The 19,224-nt window shown below is 51.6% G+C and carries 22 protein-coding genes and 1 pseudogene; 5 read left to right on the top strand and 18 right to left on the bottom strand.

What is annotated here, in order from left to right; translation table 11 throughout:
- Window positions 1–56: 56 nt before the first annotated feature.
- Together J3482_RS22165 and J3482_RS13240 are read left to right on the top strand one after the other, a co-directional pair.
- A pseudogene (locus J3482_RS22165) lies at window positions 57–233 on the top strand (recombinase zinc ribbon domain-containing protein); the annotation flags it as partial.
- A gap of 18 nt (window positions 234–251) precedes the next feature.
- Window positions 252–779, top strand: a complete 528-nt coding sequence (locus J3482_RS13240; protein ID WP_206922522.1) for a hypothetical protein — start codon at window positions 252–254, stop codon at window positions 777–779.
- Between the two features lie 32 nt (window positions 780–811).
- Here J3482_RS13240 and J3482_RS13235 read toward each other — a convergent pair whose 3' ends face one another.
- A complete protein-coding gene (locus J3482_RS13235; protein ID WP_206922521.1) occupies window positions 812–1,906 on the bottom strand; it encodes a hypothetical protein in 1,095 nt (364 codons plus the stop codon).
- A 339-nt stretch (window positions 1,907–2,245) separates the two neighbouring features.
- On the opposite strand from J3482_RS13235, the gene J3482_RS13230 reads away from it, so the two are divergent.
- A complete protein-coding gene (locus J3482_RS13230; protein ID WP_206922520.1) occupies window positions 2,246–2,719 on the top strand; it encodes a hypothetical protein in 474 nt (157 codons plus the stop codon).
- A gap of 299 nt (window positions 2,720–3,018) precedes the next feature.
- On the opposite strand, the gene J3482_RS13225 is transcribed toward J3482_RS13230, so the two are convergent.
- Together J3482_RS13225 and J3482_RS13220 are read right to left on the bottom strand one after the other, a co-directional pair.
- Window positions 3,019–4,286 (bottom strand): IS3 family transposase gene (locus J3482_RS13225; protein WP_206922519.1). Its coding sequence is split into 2 segments (ribosomal slippage): window positions 3,019–3,983 and window positions 3,983–4,286, totalling 1,269 coding nucleotides; the frame shifts between segments, so codons are not numbered across the junction.
- Between the two features lie 50 nt (window positions 4,287–4,336).
- Window positions 4,337–5,164, bottom strand: a complete 828-nt coding sequence (locus tag J3482_RS13220) for an AbiTii domain-containing protein (protein ID WP_206922518.1) — start codon at window positions 5,162–5,164, stop codon at window positions 4,337–4,339.
- Between the two features lie 202 nt (window positions 5,165–5,366).
- On the opposite strand from J3482_RS13220, the gene J3482_RS13215 reads away from it, so the two are divergent.
- The gene (locus J3482_RS13215; RefSeq protein WP_206922517.1) at window positions 5,367–5,960 is read left to right on the top strand and encodes a hypothetical protein; all 594 of its coding nucleotides are present in this window, start codon (window positions 5,367–5,369) and stop codon (window positions 5,958–5,960) included.
- Window positions 5,961–6,025: 65 nt separating this feature from the next.
- Here the strand turns inward: J3482_RS13215 and rlmH are convergent, their stop codons facing one another.
- The 11 genes from rlmH to J3482_RS13160 form a co-directional block, all read right to left on the bottom strand.
- Complete coding sequence (gene rlmH, locus J3482_RS13210; protein WP_031218573.1) at window positions 6,026–6,505, bottom strand: 23S rRNA (pseudouridine(1915)-N(3))-methyltransferase RlmH; 480 nt, start codon at window positions 6,503–6,505, stop codon at window positions 6,026–6,028.
- A 96-nt stretch (window positions 6,506–6,601) separates the two neighbouring features.
- A complete protein-coding gene (locus J3482_RS13205; protein ID WP_236018225.1) occupies window positions 6,602–7,927 on the bottom strand; it encodes a S1C family serine protease in 1,326 nt (441 codons plus the stop codon).
- A 138-nt stretch (window positions 7,928–8,065) separates the two neighbouring features.
- Complete coding sequence (locus J3482_RS13200) at window positions 8,066–8,875, bottom strand: MBL fold metallo-hydrolase (protein ID WP_146824378.1); 810 nt, start codon at window positions 8,873–8,875, stop codon at window positions 8,066–8,068.
- A gap of 11 nt (window positions 8,876–8,886) precedes the next feature.
- A complete protein-coding gene (gene yycI / locus J3482_RS13195; protein ID WP_146824377.1) occupies window positions 8,887–9,714 on the bottom strand; it encodes a two-component system regulatory protein YycI in 828 nt (275 codons plus the stop codon).
- Entirely contained in the window at window positions 9,711–11,015 is a 1,305-nt protein-coding gene (yycH, locus tag J3482_RS13190; RefSeq protein ID WP_146824376.1) for a two-component system activity regulator YycH, read from the bottom strand. Before yycH ends, yycI begins: the two co-directional genes overlap by 4 nt.
- A complete protein-coding gene (locus J3482_RS13185) occupies window positions 11,012–12,787 on the bottom strand; it encodes an ATP-binding protein (RefSeq protein WP_146824375.1) in 1,776 nt (591 codons plus the stop codon). Before J3482_RS13185 ends, yycH begins: the two co-directional genes overlap by 4 nt.
- Before the next feature lies 1 nt (window position 12,788).
- The gene (locus tag J3482_RS13180) at window positions 12,789–13,514 is read right to left on the bottom strand and encodes a response regulator (protein WP_146824374.1); all 726 of its coding nucleotides are present in this window, start codon (window positions 13,512–13,514) and stop codon (window positions 12,789–12,791) included.
- Window positions 13,515–13,533: 19 nt separating this feature from the next.
- Entirely contained in the window at window positions 13,534–13,983 is a 450-nt protein-coding gene (locus J3482_RS13175; RefSeq protein ID WP_146824373.1) for a hypothetical protein, read from the bottom strand.
- On the bottom strand, window positions 13,980–15,365 hold the full coding sequence (gene dnaB, locus J3482_RS13170; protein ID WP_146824372.1) for a replicative DNA helicase: 1,386 nt from the start codon (window positions 15,363–15,365) through the stop codon (window positions 13,980–13,982). The genes J3482_RS13175 and dnaB overlap by 4 nt, the downstream gene beginning before the upstream one ends.
- Before the next feature lie 78 nt (window positions 15,366–15,443).
- Window positions 15,444–15,887, bottom strand: coding sequence for a 50S ribosomal protein L9 (rplI, locus tag J3482_RS13165; protein WP_021296385.1), 444 nt, complete (start codon window positions 15,885–15,887; stop codon window positions 15,444–15,446).
- Between the two features lie 160 nt (window positions 15,888–16,047).
- Entirely contained in the window at window positions 16,048–16,353 is a 306-nt protein-coding gene (locus J3482_RS13160) for a MazG-like family protein (protein ID WP_021296384.1), read from the bottom strand.
- A gap of 165 nt (window positions 16,354–16,518) precedes the next feature.
- On the opposite strand from J3482_RS13160, the gene J3482_RS13155 reads away from it, so the two are divergent.
- A complete protein-coding gene (locus tag J3482_RS13155; RefSeq protein ID WP_021296383.1) occupies window positions 16,519–16,704 on the top strand; it encodes an H-type small acid-soluble spore protein in 186 nt (61 codons plus the stop codon).
- Between the two features lie 113 nt (window positions 16,705–16,817).
- Here J3482_RS13155 and rpsR read toward each other — a convergent pair whose 3' ends face one another.
- From rpsR to ychF, 4 genes are all read right to left on the bottom strand, one after another.
- The gene (rpsR, locus tag J3482_RS13150) at window positions 16,818–17,048 is read right to left on the bottom strand and encodes a 30S ribosomal protein S18 (RefSeq protein WP_021296382.1); all 231 of its coding nucleotides are present in this window, start codon (window positions 17,046–17,048) and stop codon (window positions 16,818–16,820) included.
- A gap of 73 nt (window positions 17,049–17,121) precedes the next feature.
- Window positions 17,122–17,607, bottom strand: coding sequence for a single-stranded DNA-binding protein (gene ssb / locus J3482_RS13145; protein ID WP_021296381.1), 486 nt, complete (start codon window positions 17,605–17,607; stop codon window positions 17,122–17,124).
- A gap of 17 nt (window positions 17,608–17,624) precedes the next feature.
- On the bottom strand, window positions 17,625–17,912 hold the full coding sequence (gene rpsF / locus J3482_RS13140) for a 30S ribosomal protein S6 (RefSeq protein WP_021296380.1): 288 nt from the start codon (window positions 17,910–17,912) through the stop codon (window positions 17,625–17,627).
- Between the two features lie 146 nt (window positions 17,913–18,058).
- The gene (ychF, locus tag J3482_RS13135) at window positions 18,059–19,159 is read right to left on the bottom strand and encodes a redox-regulated ATPase YchF (RefSeq protein WP_146824370.1); all 1,101 of its coding nucleotides are present in this window, start codon (window positions 19,157–19,159) and stop codon (window positions 18,059–18,061) included.
- Window positions 19,160–19,224 lie beyond the last annotated feature (65 nt).

Below are 19,224 nucleotides of genomic sequence, written 5' to 3'. Positions count from 1 at the left end.
GGGTGGGGAATTCATCCCGATGATTTTGGGGAATTTAATCCGTTATTTTTGGGGAATTGTATTCCGCTGTTATTGGGGATTTTACAGCCGATGTTGACAGTACCAAGGACAGACTTAAAGATGGCACCGTTGTTTACCGCAGGTACTACGTGTGCGGGGCATTCCAGAACAAGGGTTCCTCCGTCTGCAAGTCGAACGGCATCCGGGCCGAAGTCGCGGAGGAGGCAGTGTTCGACCGCTTACGGCAGGCTGTGGTCAGACCGAAAGTCTTGCGCGACGTGGTGGACGCAATCAACGGGCGTCGGTCCGGCGCTTACAAGCCACGGCAGGCGGAGTTGAAGACCGTCGAGAAGGCGCTCGAAGGCGTGGAAGCAAAGAAAGCCAAATGGTACAAACTCTTTGAGGCTGACGGTATCGAACAGGAAATGCTCGTAAGCCGCTTGAATGACCTGCAAGCCGAAGTCGACCGCCTACAGGCCCGTCGGTCCGAACTGCGGGCAGAGCTTGGCTCACAGAACGTGTCCCACGTGCCGCTCGCCGTCGTGAAGACGGTGCTGACCAAGTTTCACCGACTGATGGAGAAGTCGCCACCGGAGCAGCAAAAGGCGCTGCTTCACATGATGGTCCGCAGGATCGAGGTCAAGGACCGGGCCATCGGGTCAGTGGAGGTATGCCTGGACGAGAGGTTGCAGAGCAGTTTTTTGAACGAAGGCCCTTCCGGTTTGCCGGAGGGGCCGTTTGATTGTAAGGGGGTTTTTCCGCTGACCATTACATTATAGAGTTGTCCGATAAATACCCGTGTTCAACTAGATCATTGACCCCCGGCATAGTTCTGTGCCTTGTTGGCCAGAGCGTTTGCCGTCGACACCATACCCTTACTTTGAGAGATATAGCCCTGAATGGCTTTTGATGTACTGCTCTCGACTGACCCAGCCGATGCTACAGCTTTTGAAACATCAGAGCTAGTAGGTACCGATGAAGGCACGGTCACACCAAGCTGGGATGCCACGGAGTTCATCTTTTGAAAATCGGATTGAAGTGCCGAAACATCACTTGCCAAAGCATTTTTGTCAGTCATGAAGCCATCATCGTCGGACTGTATTCCCGAATCGTCGGATGCCACACCTGATGCGTCCGATGCTACGCCCGAAGCATCGGACTGTGTTCCTGGGTCACCCGCCGGCTCAGTAAGCACATGCTGCTCGTCATTTTGTAATGTAGCAAGGTCATGCTGTTCGTTGGAAATATCCTTCCCAGTATTCTTTACGTCTTCTTTCAAAGATTCCTCAGATGAAGAAACCGATTGTATATCCCCGCTCACGGCATTCTCTAGCTGAGACAGATTATTTTGCAAGTTTTCCGTTTGCTGAGCCTGCGCTGCAGCGGCCTGGTCATTAGACACGGTGCCCTGTACTTCTGAAACGTCTTGGTTGAAGTCGTTCAATGTACCCATCTGAAATTGCAGGTTCTGTACGGTACCATCCTGCTGTGGAAATGCTAGGTTCAGCGTACCGCCCGAAATATTTCCCGTGTAGGTGTTGCCATCGTTTTGCAAAGTAATGCTGATGTTATCTCCGCTAATCTCACCCGTGAGCGGCGAGTCAAATGTCTGAAACTGATTACCCGATCCCTCGTAGTCTTCGTAGAAAGTGCCACTGAGTTGCCCGGAGTTGTTGGTGTAACTAACGAACATAACGACCTGTGGGTTGCTGTATATGTAGCCGCCAACATCCGAGTTTGCCGAGCTACCTGTGGATTCGGCGCCTGTCGTGTTTGATGCCACGTTACTTGTAGTATCGTTGCTAACCGTTGCATTGTCTGTCTTCGGGGTCGCAGACGGAGAAACACCACACCCGGTCATAAGTAGAAGCGTCGGTATAACCGCCGCCAAGAGTCTTGCTTTCATCACCCGTTATCTCCTCTAGTCACGCACTGTACTTTCGTATCCAATTATAACTATTTTTACTCAACTGGTGGATCACAAAAAGCGCAAAAGTCAGGTCCTCCACCACTCCCCTACTTTTGGTAGAATTAGAGGTGACTGAACTTTCGGAGGCACGACGTGACTAATACAGGCAAGATACTATCTATCCTGTCATTCGCCGAGCTTTGCGACGATTGCATTTCGGATGCTTCCGGTGTCAAGCCGAGACAAACCGTGTATACAATTTGTACTGCTCTCCTGAAGGAAAAAAGTATCCTACGTCATCGAGGCAAATGCTCTCGCTGCCGTAAGTTCAAGTTGGTGAGTCATGTTTCCGGGTCCCAACCAACCTACTCCGAAACGGCGGCGACAGTCCAAGAATCTGCCCTTGAAGCAAAGGGAACTGCGGCTTGGTACTGGGAAGGAAACGTACAAACGCAAGTTGTGTCTTACCTTGCCTACAACGGGTATACCATTCTCCACGCGGCGGACACCGCATCTCGCGAGGCTGGCAAGGACATCGTCGCTGTCGCGCCCGACGGAAGCGAGCTATGGGTGAGCATGAAGGGCTACCCAGAAAAGAGCAGCAACACGCAAGCCCGCCATTGGTTCTCGGCGGCCGTTTTCGACCTGCTACTTTACCATGGTCAGGACCCCAACGCAAGGCTCACCCTAGCCCTTCCTGCAGGCTTCGTGACCTATGCTAATCTTTTGCCAAGAATCGAATGGTTGAAGCTCGCCATGCCGTTTCAGGTGTTTTGGGTCACTGAAGATGGCAGCGTGATGGTGGAGTGAGGTTAACAACATTAGAGAATGAGGCCCTTCCGCTTCGCCGGAAGGGCCGTTGGATTATAAGGGGGTGCTGACGATCGCACTGTAACCGTTAAGGTATCTTAACAAGCCCTCTAAAAGTGGAATTTCCCTATCTCATGAATAACCCCTGAAGCAACGAGGCTTCCAGCAGCCTTCTGTAAGGTTTGAACAATGAAGTTTAACCGGATCAACCCCCTCTTATTGGACAATCGATGTCTTTTGAAAAGTGACTTAAGATTCGAACACAACTTCAACGGTATCCAGAATTTTCTCTCGTGTTTTTAAACGCGGATCGACTTTGTTGGCATCAACCCGTTTTTCACATGTTCACGATGGAATTCTGCGGGTGACAAATAGTGAATGCTTGAATGAATCCGCTCGTGGTTGTACCACCTCATGTATTTATCCACCGTTTCGTATGCCTCTGCATACGTCTCAAATTCACATGAGGATAATCTGTCATCTTCTAACAGACGATGGAATGACTCAATATGTGCATTCATGTTAGGCGTTTTAGGCGGAATCCGTTCATGTTCAATCTTCAGTTCCTCGCACGCCTCTTCAAATACATTGCTGATAAACTGTGGACCGTTATCCGAACGAATCACTGGCATTGCTTGTCCACCTGTCAATAGCTTTCTCTTCCACAGTGCGCTTTTTAGCGTCATGACTGCATCTTTCGCTTCACAGCGTAGCCCGATGTAATATCCAACAATCTCGCGGTCAAACACGTCAATATACGACAAGATAAAAAAGAACTTGTCCTCGCCATGAATATAGCCGTATTTCAGATCAACCTCCCAAAGTTGGTTTGGGGCAGTAATGTCCCGATTTCGGGCTAATTTCCTCGGATAGTGACGATGCAATGGACGCTGCGGTTTCAGAATGCCTAGTTCCTTACATAGCCGATAGACCTTCTTCTTGTTAATAACCACCCCATGATGTCTCCGTAACTGCACCATTAATTTGACGTATCCATAGCCGAATCCGTCCGCTTCAACCTCCTCCATTAACCACTCTTTGATTTGTTCATCACTGACTTTACGTCCATCCCCAGCTAAAGAATAACCTGGTATAGGTCTTCCGCCGCGATAAACCCGTGGTTTGGGCTCATGTGTCTCTTGAAAGTAATATGTGGAACGAGAGACCCCCACAATGCGTAGCACTCGGCTCACAGCGTAGCCTTTGGCTATCCACTTTCTTGCGATCTCTATTTTGTCCGCAAGTGAGGGTTGGATTTTTTTAATAGGTCACGCAGGATAGAAACCTCCAGCGTTTGTTCCCCTAACGTTTTCTTCAGCTGTTCGTTTGCTTTTTCCAATTCCTTTTTCTCTGCTACGAGCTGTTGATATTCATCACTCGTAACGACTGTAGCACCCGCACAGGTCTTCCCGTTTGAGAGCCCTCCATTCTGATACTGGCGCACCCAACGATTGACCACATTCGAAAGAATGTCATGCTTGCGTGCCACAATCGATACGTTTCCGGTTTCCAAACACTCTTTCACAACCTGCTCCTTAAACTGCTGAGAAAATTTACGTCTTACCACGGACAACGCCTCCTGAGTTTATTGTTCTATAAACATCGGGTATTGTCCAATTATATACCGGGGCTTAAGAGTAACGACTTCTTTATAAGACCGTAGTTTGGCGAACTGGATTCTGACTGTTCTTCCACAACATCTAATGCCTCTAAGATGCTTCTTTGCTGAATGTCCTCAAGCCCGTATTGCGCCACATGCTCCCGAATCATGGAAACGAGGGTTTTTAGTTGTTCAACGTCTACTCCCTGGTTACCCAATTGTTGAGTGGAATGCACAGTATTTTGTTGAATCTGAATCTGAGAACCTGCCCCGGTAACGGTGACGTGATATTGATTTTGACCTGCAGTCTTCTTCTCGTCTTCGCTAAACTGAATGCCATCACCCAAAATCCCATCCTCCTCAAGTTGGAGTGCCCAGTCAAGAACAGCTTGTCTCAAGTTGTGCAAGATACCCTCAAAGTCAGAACGTGAAAGAAGTAACTGGTACTGTGTATCTAACTGAAACAACCTCCCTAGACTTCTCGACAACTCATGGGGAAGGTACTTAACAAGATACTCACTGCTCTCTGCCAGGAGATGCTCAATTTCAGGAACCGACTCGGCTGCCTTCGTGCTCTCAACTACTGCAGAAAGATCGCCTGTCAATTCGGCAGGAATCCAACCACTATAAGGATTCAATGCTCGTAAACGCCCTCTAACCACCCTGTACTCGGGAATAGCATCAAGAGTCTCATTATTGTAACCTTCAAGTTCCGTCTTCGCCCATGCTGCAAAGTCAGAAAGTTTTAGTTTTCGCGCCACGGTATATGCCTTACGGAGCAAGTCTGAAACCGACCCCGACTTTTGCATAGCGTCTTGCTGCAATTCGAGCACTATGGAACCCATTTTTGTCCCCCCAGTGTCAGTCACTGCTTCTCTACTCTTACAGGTCTATTTTACCATTCTGCATGATTAAGGTAGAAGTAGAGTCGTGATGAACTGAGGGAAGACGAAATAGCACAGGACTCTACCCCCACTTCTATCCTTCATAGGAAAATGGTATATTTTACTCATTGAACCTATCGTTCTAGGGCCGGAGGATTGTAGAGTGAGTAGGAAAAAGGATATTCGATTATGGGCAACTCGCTTTCAAGATGACCTTGCAGAGCTATTGGACTTCGTTTCTACTATGGGAAGAGGTGCATCAGACAAGCACAAGACCTTGATCTATGATGCTGCGATTATTAGGCTGTACCGACATTTCGAAGAATTTATGCTAAACGTGCTCGTAGCTCTGGTGAATAAGGACAATAGGGTCTTTTGTGCTGAAGCTGGAGTAGATTTCCCCAAACACTTAACAGATGAGGTCTGTGAATACCTCATAACGCGCATAACAGGGGGAAAATACTTTGACTTTCATGGGCGCAGTTCTCTACTTGACCTCTTCTATAAGTGTGCTGGAAAGGGCCATACAATTACACTCATAATCAAAGATCCAATGTACCAGACGACTCTTGACCAACTTACCGCCTTAAGAAACTTTGCTGCCCACGGGAGTAAACAGTCGAAACTGGCCGCTTTACGTGTTACAAGTCAGAAAAATATGAGCAGTTCTGGAGCATGGTTAAAGACTGCAGGACGGTTCGATGCTTTAGTAGCAAACTTGCGTCAGCTAGCAGAAACAATCAGACTTTCTTCTTGATGGTTTTGTGCTCGTTCTCCACGCTCCCCCGCCTTGCGGGCCGTCACACCCCAAAAAACTTGCCGTTATTTGTGGTATGGTTCCCCCCGCATAATCCGAATTCCCCGATACAATTGTTCCAACAATACCACACGCGCCAACTGATGTGGCAAAGTGAGCGGTCCGAAGCTCCATCGAACACGCGCGCGCTTTTTCAAATCGGGATGCACGCCGTTGGAGCCGCCGATGATGAACACCAGCCTTCCGTAGGCTTCGCCCAGCAAATCACTGTAAGTTTGACTCCACTGCTCTGACGAGTAAGACTTGCCTTGGATGTCGAGCAAGACGATGCCATCGCGTGGCCGGAGCAACTTGCCGATTTTCTCGGCCTCGCGCTGTAGGACCTGCATTTGTTCTGCGGCCGACATCGTCTCTGGTGCCGGTTCATCTGGCACCTCGTGAATAGACAAGTCGACATACGCTGAAAGGCGCTTCTGATATTCCCGAAGCGCCTCCGTCCAATAGCGTTCCTTTAGCTTTCCTACTGCAATAACTTCTATATGCACCCGTGACACGTCCGTTCATCGTTTCATGTAGCCATCTACGCACCGATGGCGCGGCGACGTAGTAAGGCGACTTATATCAATTTCTTGTTCACTGCCTCACTGAATGCCGCCACTAAATGGCATCATGGGCTCCGCGCTGTCACTGTCGTCGGCACCGCTGCTGGTCGTCGGCGCACTGGCCGTGGTCAATTGGGTCTCCATGGCTCCAACCTTGGTTTTGACAATCAGGGCCTGACCGCCCCGATAGACTTTCAGTATCGCCTTATCCCCGGGCCTCAATTGGAACAGGTATGTGCGCAGGTCCGCAATCGTTTTTACGGTCTTGCCATTGAGCCCGACAATCACATCGCCCGCCTTCAGCCCATCTTTCTTCACGCTGCTCGATGTCACCAGTTTCACCCACACACCATAGTCCACTGGCACATCGGGCCACATCTGCTGTGGCAACGATGAGAGCGAGTACGCTTCAATACCAAGAGCCGAATGTTGTGCGTGACCGGTCTGCATCAACTGTTTTGCAATATTGCGCACGGAGTTGGAAGGAATCGCAAATCCCATTCCTTCGAAGTTCTGCGCGACAATTTTGCTGCTATTGATGCCGATGACCTCCCCATTGATGTTCACCAACGGCCCACCGCTATTCCCCGGGTTAATTGCGGCATCCGTCTGAATCACCGACTGATAATCCAGCGTCTGTTGACTTGCTTCATCTTGTACTGGCATAATCCTCGACTTGGCGCTGACAATACCTTTTGTCACCGTATCGGCAAAGTCGAGACCCATCGGAGTGCCAATCGCAATCGCCGACTCACCCGGCTCAATCGTGTCGGAGTTTGCAAAGTTGACCGGATTGATCCGTTTGAAAGTCGCCGCAGGAACCTTCAGGACAGCCAGGTCTGTATAGGGATCCGTTCCGACTACCGTCGCGTTCACATGCTTGCCCGCATTGAGGACAATTTCCACCTTCGCCCCACCTTCGACGACATGATTGTTCGTCACGAGGTAGGCAAACTTGTTGTCTTTGTAAAACATGACACCGGTACCGACGCCTGTGGCCTGCAACTTAGACTGCTGAGAAAAGTAGTTGGACACTTGAGCGTAATTGAGAATCCCAACAACGTCAGGCTCCACCCGCTTCACGGCACTGGTGACCCCATCGTCCACGTTGAATCCGACGGTTTGCACATGCATCGTGCCGCTTGCCGACTGACCGACGGTCGATTGCACGCCAGCCCATGCCACATTACTCGACACAGCTCCACCTAGCCCACGAGGCAAAGCCGTTTGTGCCCCATACGTAGCCGTTGTGCCAATCATTGCAGTGAGTACTGCAACCTGAACCCGTTTGATGTTGCACGTAAATCGGGAACGATTTCGCGTGCGCTGTGTACGCTTGCGTGTTCTTCCATGAAGAAAACCCATTTGTCATTGCCCTCCTTGTCTCATTCCCTGCACGTTGCTAACTGTGCATCCGAGACTCACAAATCAAGAGGTATCGTTTGAGGACATCTACCGAACGGTGATGTTTCGCAACGTTAGTTTGAACAAATGGGTGCTTCATCATACAGTCTGTTGAGTAAGTGAAACGAATGGTGTCGCTTCGTGTCGACTGGTTCGTTTAATTCGTATTTCCCTGGCAATCCTCGAGCGAGCGTCGCTCAATATCCCTTGCACGGTAATATCCGCCAAATCTGGATGGTTGTTATCTTGGCTTAAATGAGCCAGGTAGACGTCGACGGGCGCATCCGGAAGAATGTCCACAAGTGCGTAAGCGGCATCGACATTCGACAGATGGCCCTTGTCACCTAAGATGCGCCGTTTCAGGTGCCACGGATAACGTCCGGCCCGCAGCATGTCCACGTCGTGGTTACTCTCAAACACATACGCCTGACACCCTTGCAGCAAATCCTTTTGGTGGTCTGTGACGTATCCGAGATCTGTCACCACAGCGAGGCTGCCGTCGTCCGTATCAAATCGATACGCGACAGGCTGTTCAGCGTCGTGAGATATCGCAAACGGCGTCACGCGGATGCTGCCTATGTAAAAGACTTCGTCCTCGCGGACAAACGCGACGGGGCAACTCGCCGCCTCCGGTCGCAGTTTTTCAGACAAGGCGGCATGTGTACCCTCCGTCATATAGACGGGGCTCTTGGCGTACTTGTAAACCTGTGTGAGGCCGCGGACGTGATCGTCATGTTCGTGCGTGACCAGCACAGCAGACAATCCTTCCAACCCGCGTTGGCAGGTTGCCTCCAGCCGCGTACGCAATTGCTTCCCACTGATACCTGCATCGAGCAAAATGCGCGTATCCTCATGCTCGATGTACACGGAATTCCCGTTGCTGCCGCTGGCCAGAATGCTGAACTGCACGCAAAAACCTCCTATGGAGCGATTTCCACCTCTCCAGTAAATGCATTGACATAGTAGGACTCATTGGAAGTGACCACGCGCCAGACCGGAAACCAGTAGTTGTCGGATACCCCTGTCTGGTACAGCGGTACTTTTCTCGCAAAGCCGATATCCACTCTCAAAATTCTATTATTCTCCGTCTCATCCGTTTTGTCCACCGCATTGGCGAGGCTGTCCAATGCGTCCAATGCGGAAATGACCGGTTTTGGCGATCCGGTGGGTACAATCGACGTCAATTCCGACTGCGTGTACGTATTCAAAGCACGCTTGGTCTGACTGGTGACCACACGCGCGTCAAAAATCGGATAACCTTTGTACGACTGCAAGAATGTCTCCTGTTGGGGAGATGACGTCACTGCGTCTTCCTCGTATTCGCTCCCGTGATAGACGTACGAGAGTGGACTGCGCTGTGCCGTCAAAGGTTTTGGGGGCACAAATGTCACCTGCCAGCCCCCCGCGGGAGACATCACAATTTGGCCGACGTCGGTTTGTGTTTGCCCAATATCGTTCGCGAATTGTACGTGCTTCGCTTGCGGCAAGACGGCCTGTTGCAACGTCTTCATCGACGGAGTCGCCACATTTGCTTGAAACGACGACAACTCCGGCTGTTTCGACGGCACGTCGGTCGCAAGCGTCAACCCGTGCTCGGCCAGCAATGTCTTTGTGTTGGCCAATAAGTCCGACTTGGACTCAACATAACCATTATTCAGTTGCCGAGAGGAGGACAGTTGCCACAACAGCAGGACGTCGAGTATCAGAAATAAGCCGATAAGCCAATTTTTGGCCGTCTCCCAGTTCATGAAGGGTCACTTCCTAACACGAGTGATCCGCTTTGTGCATCGACCATCCACCCTGCCCCACTGCCGCTAGTCACATAGTATACCGGCTGCAATTGCACCTCGTTTTGTGCCGATAGCGATTGATTCGTCACTAAGGCATAACCTAGGGTGATGCGGAGGTTCGTCGGGGTATCGGCGGGATCGAGCGACTTGAGCTTATTGAGAAGCTGCCCGCGGTCAAGGACGTGCACAGCGGATTGGGCCACGGGTTGTTCGAGGACCCACATCGGGCGGTCATATTCCAGGACACGACCGTTCTCCATATTGATATTGTAGTTTGCCGTGTTCGACAATATCGGGAATCCGTCGACGTACTGCGTCAACACATAGCTTGGCGCATTGGGGTTGACAGTCAAACTGCCGAGTTGGTCGAAAGCGATGACGCTTTGAGGCCCTCCACCGTGCGAGTGAATGAAGTCGATCCCGCTCAACAGCGCATCATCGTGCAGTGGGACTTGTGTGCCGTTGGGGTCCTCATACTGCAAATCCATCGTCTGTTTGTCCCAAAGCACCGCCCGGCTGCCATCCGTCCAAAGCGACGTGTTTTGGTCTTGTTGAATCCGGGTAATCGCCTGTGGATTCACAAAAAACGTGTGAACGAGCGGCAAGGTATCCGGTTGACGCACACTGTAGATGAACTCGCTCATCGACAAAGCGCGTGGAATATAGCTCGGACCACTCGTGCCGTCTAGGACATCGTATGGCGCGGCAGACACTTGTTTGTCCGCTTGTTTCCACAAAGTCGTGGCAGGCAAGTCGGTTTTCACCGTCATCATGCCATTGTCGACTGGAAAAGCGACCCGACAATTGGTATCGTCTTTCGGCTTGTAGAGAATGATGGACCGTCCGCTCCATTTGCCGATGGTCGAGGAGAAGGGATTCAGCCACTTTCCCGCGAGGGTATGATTAACTTCCGTCCCAAATTGTAAGGTCACCTGAAAATCGACGTTTTGGGGTAGTTGGTGGATAGTCGTGCGGTCTAGGGCATGCGCGGTGGCCAGTGCAGATAGCCAGTTGGTATAGGCACTGCTGTCTGGATTGGCAATGGTCGTTCCACCTGCCGCTTGAACCACAATGCGGTAGGGTCGGACGGCGTGCGCCACGTCCGGCGTGGTTTCGGTGGGCATCGGGGAATCCTGAACAATACCGATTTCTGATCCCTCTTTTAAATTGCCCGACCACAAAAAATAGCTTAAGACAATGCTCAAGACGACCAGTGCAACAAGTAGTACAGTTTTCCCGGTGCGGACCAACGGCTTCATCGCGCTTTCTCCACCCCCTCATCGCGAACAAACGTAACATTGACCTGTGTGCCTTGTTCTGGCTCACTCATTATCGCGATGGTGCCATCCATTCGCTCGACCATCTCTCGCGCCAGAGCGAGGCCCAGTCCAGTGCCCCCCAGCCGGCGGCTCCTGCCTTTATCGACGCGATAAAACCGTTCAAACACACGCGGCAGGTCTTCTTTGGGAATGCCGATACCATCGTCTTTGACCGAGACAATCACCCTGTCCCGAAACACGCGTGTCGACACCGAGACGTGCCCCTTCGCAGGCGTATACTTCATGGCATTGGATAACAGGTTGTCGAGGATACGGTTGACCATATCCCGATTGCCGACAATAAAGACGTCGTCATCGTCCGGCGCCACGACGGTAAATTCGAGGCCCTGGCGCTCGGCCTGCAATTGAAAGCGCTGTTGTACTTGCAAGAGCAGATCAGTCAATCCGATAGACTGGTGCAGATTGTACGTCTGTCCTCGATCAAGCCCAGAGAGTTGTAGCAAATCTCGCGTCAGACGGACCATTCTATCTGTCTCCTGCGCAATAACCTGAAGAAAATTATCCCGCATATCTTTTTCGTCGTCGCCCAAATCTCGCAAGGCTTCAATGTACGACTTGACGCTGGTCAGTGGGGTGCGCAGCTCATGCGAGACGTTGGAGACGAACTCGCGACGCGCCTGATTGAGGCGTTCCTGCTCAGTCACATCGCGAACCACAGCGACAAAACCGTCCGTCTGCTCGCGGCGCTGAACGCGCGTCAGGGTAATGTGGTAGATTTCCTCGCCAACGACGCGAATCCGCATGCAATCACCCGTCAACGCTTCCCCCGCCATCTCCTCTAAATTGAGGACATCGACCTTATTCCAAGTCTCTTTGCTCGTAATGCCAAGCATCTGCGCCGCCGAGTGGTTCATGAAAAGAATGTCGAGCTTGGAATCGAGGACGATGACCCCGTCGCTCATCGAGGTGATAATCGCGCGCAACCGCTCCTGTTCACTGCGATTCATGGACAGCGCTTCATCTAGTTCCTCAGCCAAGTGGTTGATAGCGACGACCAAATCTCCAAACTCGTCGTTGCTGCTCGGCGTGACGCGCTTGGAGAAATCGCCCGCAGCCATCACTCTGGCCTGTCGAGTCACTTCGAGAACAGGTCGCGTGAGAGCCCGCGAGAGGACGATGCCAAGCACAATGGTGAGCACGAGCACGAATCCACTGCCTGTATAGAAAATGGAGGTCACCTGACGAATCGTATCGTAGGTCGGTTGAATCGAGGTGACATACTCTAACACGCCAGTAAACTTGGCGCGTTGATATATCGGAACCGCGACGACGAGGACGTGTTGGCTGGCGACCGGATCAAACCGAATCGCGACGGTGTCTTGATGATGGATGAGCACTTGTGTGGCCTCGGAATCGGTCCGCTTTTGTCCCACGAGCGCACCGCCCGCCGACGTGTACAGGACGTAACCGTCTGCGTTCAGTAGATACACCGTGCCATTGAGAAACTGCGGGACAGATTGTAGCACAGCCGTGACCGCACTACTCAATTGCTGCTTGGACGCGTGTTCCAACTGTGGCCCGACGAGCGTCGCCATCAATTGCGCCTGACTCTTTGCGGCTTCCGATTGGTTGTGGATGAGTGATGTGGTGAGCGCTCGAACGAAATACGCACCAATCAGTTCCACGGCAAACAGAATCAAAAGAGTGTAGACGAGCACGAGCTTCACGCGGAGACTGCGCCACACTACCATGTCAAAGACCCCTGATATAGTAGCCGACACCGCGACGCGTCATGACGTACTCCGGCTGACTCGCATCCGACTCTAGTTTTTCGCGCAGACGGCGAATCGTCACGTCGACGGCCCGCTCATCCCCTTCGTAGTCCATCCCCCACACTTCGCTGACCAGTTGCTCCCGCGTATACACCTGTCCAGGGCGTGCCGCGAGAAATGAAAGCAACTGAAACTCCCGATGCGTCAGCGCAATGGGTTCACCCGCCTTCGTCACTTCGTAATGCGTCAAATCGACGACCAGGTCGCGAATCACCAGCCTGTCCCGGCGCCGTCCTTCCTGCTCACCCTCAAAGGTCACCCTGCGCAGGTTGGCCTTGACACGCGCTAGTAACTCGCGCGTGCTAAATGGCTTCGTGACATAGTCGTCAGCCCCTAATTCCAGTCCCAATACCTTGTCCACCTCATCATCTTTGGCCGTCAACATGATGACCGGCACAACCGATGACGCACGCACTGTCCGCAGAACATCAAAGCCGTCGAGCTGAGGCAGCATGACGTCCAGTAGAATCAAGTCTGGTGACGTACTTTTCCATAGCGCCAGCGCTTCTCTACCGTCAAACGCACAAGTGACGCGGTAATCGGCGCGCTCTAGGGCAAACTTCAGGATATTAGAAATCGGTTCTTCATCTTCGACAACGAGGATGTGCTGCACGTTTCGCACCTGCCTTGGAAAACTCGTAGACATCACAGTATCTTTCTGCTATCTACCCTTTTCTCAATGCCCAAATGAATTGTGGGTGCTCGACCACCGCCGTGTACTTCCCTAGGTTCATCAAAAACATTTGACTTGGATCCGCCACCGGCGCACCGTCAATATCCCCAGGCACATACTGCCGCAAATCGAACACTGGCGGGCCAAACCACCACGGTTTGACGGTCACATACGCCGTAATACCCTGTGGCAAATCGGGACGGGCGACACTTGGAATGTCATAGACAAACGCAAAACGAGCCCAAAACGCCACGCACAACAGAACAAACAGCCCCATGACCACGCGTAACCAAAACCGGAGACTGCGAAGCGATTTGAGTATGCGCAGCCGCCGAATTCTCGACCGACGCCGGCGGTGGCGCCGCGCCCGATGTTTGGCGCGCAGCCGCTGATACTCTTTACGAGTCAACGGGCGCAGTTCCATCAATTCTTCCGGTTTCATGCTTCTTGCTGGTGGGACTTCTCGAGATTGACAAACTTGTTGTAATTCTTGAGGAACACGAGCTCAACCTTCCCTACCGGACCATTTCGTTGCTTCGCAATAATGATTTCAATGATATTCTGACGTTCTGTTTCGTGGTCGTAATAGTCATCGCGGTACAAAAACGCGACAATATCGGCGTCCTGCTCGATAGACCCCGATTCACGAATATCAGATAACATCGGGCGCTTGTCCTGACGCTGCTCAACCGATCTACTGAGCTGACCAAGCGACACAATGGGAACCTCAAGTTCACGTGCAAGTTGTTTTAGCGAACGCGAAATTTCCGAGATCTCCTGCTGGCGATTCTCCCCTGACCCCCGGCGACCGTGAATCAACTGCAAATAGTCAATGACCACAAGCCCTAACCCTTTTTCCAGTTTCAAACGGCGCAGTTTACTGCGCATCTCCGGAACGGTAATCCCGGGCGAGTCATCGATATATATCGGTGAATTACTGAGAGCGCTAACGCCCATCGATAACTTCGGCCAATCGTCGTCGTCCAATGAGCCTGTCCGCAACTTCTGGCCCTCAATATACGCCTCCGCGCAAAGCATACGCTGAACGAGCTGGTCTTTGGACATTTCAAGCGAAAATATCGCCACAGGAACGCCATGCCGAACAGCCACGTTTTGCGCCACATTTAGCGCAAACGCAGTTTTCCCGACGGATGGACGAGCAGCGACAATAATGAGATCAGACTTTTGGAATCCACTCGTCATCCTATCCAACTCACTATAGCCCGTCGGAACCCCAGTGATGCTGCCATCACTTGCGTACAGTTGCTCGATACGCTCAAACGTCGTCTCCAGCACATCCGAGATATGGGTAAAATCGCGCGTCTTTTGAAACTGGCTGAGTTCCAAAATTCGCTTTTCTGCGTCCGCCAACACATCCGAGGCGGGCAATTCTTGACTGTAACCTTCCTCAGCGATATCCGTAGCCGCTGCGATAATCCGCCGCAACAAGGCCTTTTCCCGAACGATTTGCGCGTATTGCCCCACATGTAGCGCGGTGGGCATAGCCGCGGCCAAATCGGCCAAGTACTCCGCACCACCGACCTGATCGAGCGCGTCATCACGATTGCGCAGCGCCGCCGCCACAGTAACGACGTCAATTGGCTGACCCGCATCATAAACCTCCCGCATGGCACGGTAGATGGACTGATGCGCAGACCGATAAAAATCCTCTGCCTCCAGGAGTTCAAGCGCTTCGTTGACAGCGTCTTCGGAAATCAACATCGCGCCCAGCACCGCTTGCTCAGCCTCAACCTGTTGCGGAGGCATCCGCAACATCGAATCGTTCACTGCAGGACGCCCCCATACAGACTGTTCACTTGCCATATCTATCGCCTTCCATTGTCAAGAGCTCGCAGGTAAACCAGATTCGAGAAGCCGCGGGCATCCACACAAGCTCCATGCTCACTCGGCTTCCACGTAAACCAAAATGTTGACGGATACATCTGGATGAAGTTTTACCTGAACACGGTGCCCACCAAGTGACTTAATGGGATCATGCAACTGGATTTTACGCTTATCCACCGCAAATCCATCGCGTTTCATCGCATCTGCGATATGTTTGGTCGTGATGGCACCAAACAGCTTTCCACCCTCGCCGACCTGTGTTTTCACGACAATCTTTTTATCTTCCAACCGAGCCGCGAGGTCTTTCGCTTCCTGGAGCTCCTGCGCCTTATGCCGGGCAACTTTGTCGTGTTGGGTTTGAAGGCGGTGTAATGCCGATGCCGTCGCCTCTTCGGCCAAGTTGCGAGGCAACAGGAAATTGCGAGCATACCCCTCACTCACATCCTTGACCTCTCCCTTTTTCCCTTGACCTTTCACATCCTGTAACAAGATGACTTTCATCGACATGTCCCCCTTATCTTGCCGAATCTCAGAGAGCCGACAGTGATATAAGTTTATGGTAGTCTGCCAAGCGCAATAGAGCAAATGAAAAAGCGACCAAGCGACACAACAAACGTGTCGATGTCCGCATTTTGACAACTGGATTCATCGCCATCACGGATTACAGACGTTCTGAGAGGTATTTCGCGACCTCTAGTAATTCGGGCTTGCGACTGGCATCCACTTCTGCAGCCACCCGGTACCCTCCGGCAATCACGTTGTCAATTCGATGTGGATGAATCCCCATTTGCACAGCCAGTAAGTAACCCAGCCCCACAACACCTGCCAACGCATCTGTCAATTCCGCCTCATTGCCGGACTGAATGCTACGTAACACCTCAACTGCCTGTTGGACGAGTTCAATCCTATCGTGCTCGACCGTTTGCAACTTGCGGGTCAAGTCCACTTTCGATTCCAAGTCAGCCATGCGAATCCTCCCTCCCCCCGGCGTAATGGCATACCCGAACAAAAATCTATTATGTAAGGTTCCACAAGCCAACCACTGATTCCTGCCCGAACCCGCGTGATTACTCGCATGCCTGACGCCGTCCAAGGCAACAATACAGATTAAACACGACGAGAGGTGTTTCATATGGATATGCAACGCGCGAAAGAGATTTTTGAGTCACCAGATTATATTGATGTGACATATGAGGGTACACCCGTCCGTATCGATAGGCTATTTGAATCAAGCCCATATGCTGAAGTCAGTTATGAAAACGGATCTGTAACGAACGTTCCTGTATCGGAACTACAGGAGAAAAAAACTGTCCACTAACTTGTACCAGCACAAGCAAAACAAGCGTTTATCACACCTGCACAACCTGTCATAACAAAAAGCACCACAGCCACCAAGGCTGGGTGCTTTTTGTTCTATCTCACACCACAAAATTACTCAGTGGTGTATGGCATCAACGCGATTTGACGTGCACGTTTAATTGCAACCGTCACCTGACGTTGGTGGCGTGCACAGTTGCCGGAAATACGCCGTGGAAGAATTTTGCCACGCTCGGTCAAGAACTTATTCAAACGACCGATATCTTTATAATCTGCATGATCGATCTTGTCGACGCAGAATTGGCAAACCTTACGACGCTTCCCGCCACGACCTTTGCGCGGCATAAGAATCACTCCTCGTCGTTATGACTGAATAACAGCCAATCGTTTGTTTTGGTAAAATACCCTGTCGTACAAATCAAAAGGGCAAATCATCTTCCGAAATGTCGATAGTTTGACTGTCGTCAGCAAATGGATCATCTTCGTACAGAGGTGCTGAACCACGTTCTGGGCGCGGTGACCGATTCGTATTGGTGCTTGTGCTTGGCGCACCGCCACCATAACCACCACCCTGTGGTGCGTCGGACCCCCTGTCCAAAAAGCGAACAGATTCCGCCACAACCTCAGCAACCCGAACCTTTTGACCCTCTCGGTTATCGTATGTCCGAATCTGCAGGCGCCCGTCAACCGCAGCCAACCGACCCTTCTGCAAATACTGCGATACGATTTCCGCCTGTTTCTGCCAGACCACAATATTGATGAAGTCTGTTTGCCGTTCCCCCGCCTGACCAGAACGCATTCTGTCGACAGCGAGTGTAAACGACGCAACAGGTGTTCCTGAATTGGTATAACGCAACTCAGGATCAGCGGTCAAACGGCCAATTAATATTACCCGGTTCAGCATAAATTCCCCTCCGCGAATTACTCACCCACGCGGACTGTCAAATAACGAACGACATTGTCGTCAATGCGCATGACGCGTTCGAGCTCTTTTGGCACTTCTGTACCTGCCGTGTATTGCATCAACACGTAGTAGCCCTCACGGTCGCCTTCGATTTCGTACGCCAAACGACGCTTGCCAATCTCCTGCAGTTCGTCAATCTGACCGCCTTGGTTAGAGATGAGCGTTTGATATTTTTGAACCAACTCCGTCGTCTGTTCACCTTCGAGAGCTGGATTCAGAATGAACATCGTCTCGTACTTACGCATACCGTGACACCTCCTTCTGGTCTCATGGCCCCTATTCGGAGCAAGGATGAATGGCGACAAAAAACGAATTTAATGCGCCGATTAACAATGTTAACACACATACAGCCTAGATACAATACTTTCAATCCATTCTCAGGCTGCCCGTATCAGACATTAAACCGGAAATGCATCACATCGCCGTCTTCCACGATATAGTCTTTTCCTTCTAATCGCACTTTGCCCTGTTCCCGGGCCGCAGTGTAACTGCCCGCGCGGATTAAATCCTCGTACGCGACCACCTCGGCTCGAATAAAGCCGCGTTCGAAGTCGCTGTGGATGACGCCCGCTGCCTGCGGCGCCTTCGTTCCCTCACGAATCGTCCAGGCACGAACCTCCGGTTCGCCAGCCGTGAAATACGTCCGCAAACCGAGCAAGTCATATGCACTGCGGATGAGCTTGTCCAATCCAGCTTCAGCAAGTCCGAGGTCGGCCAAGAATGCATCCCGGTCCTCCCCCTCCAACTCAGCGATTTCCGCCTCAAGTTGGGCGGACACCACCACCACCTGAGCCTGTTCACTGGCAGCGCGCTGCCGCACGGCTTCTACGTGAGGATTCCCACTGCTGTCAGCAGCCTCGTCCTCACCCACGTTAGCCACATAGAGAATGGGTTTGGTGGTCAACAAGTGCAAATCCCGCAGAAGCGCCGTTTCGTCATCAGACAGCTCAACTGAGCGGCCTGGTTGCCCCGCTTCTAACGCAGCGGCCAAGCGTTCCAGCGCATCCGCCTCAACTTTAAACTTCTTGTCGCCGCTCTTCATGTTTTTCTTCGCTCTATCGAGCCGCTTCTGCACCGTTTCTAAATCAGCCAAAATCAACTCGATTTCAATCGTCTCGATGTCTCGAAGTGGATCAACCGACCCTGACACATGCGTGATGTCCCCATTTTCAAAACAGCGCACCACGTGAACAATCGCATCGACTTCCCGAATGTGACCAAGAAATCGGTTGCCAAGCCCTTCGCCTTGACTCGCGCCTTTGACTAATCCCGCGATGTCGACAAATTCAAACGCCGTCGGAACAATTCGCTTCGGATGAACAATCTCAGCGAGTCCCTGTAGACGGACATCCGGGACCTCAACGACACCAACGTTAGGATCAATCGTGCAAAACGGATAATTGGCAGCCTCTGCCCCAGCTTTAGTAATCGCGTTAAACAACGTCGATTTACCAACGTTCGGCAATCCTACAATTCCAGCCTGTAATGGCATATTGACACCTCGCTACGTACCTTGCAAATCAAGTATAGGTGGAACAACTTATCTCTGACAATGCA

Source organism: Alicyclobacillus suci (assembly GCF_017329615.1).
In the GTDB taxonomy this organism is placed as follows: Bacteria; Bacillota; Bacilli; order Alicyclobacillales; family Alicyclobacillaceae; genus Alicyclobacillus; species Alicyclobacillus suci.
This window is presented reverse-complemented; position numbering and strand designations above follow the sequence as displayed.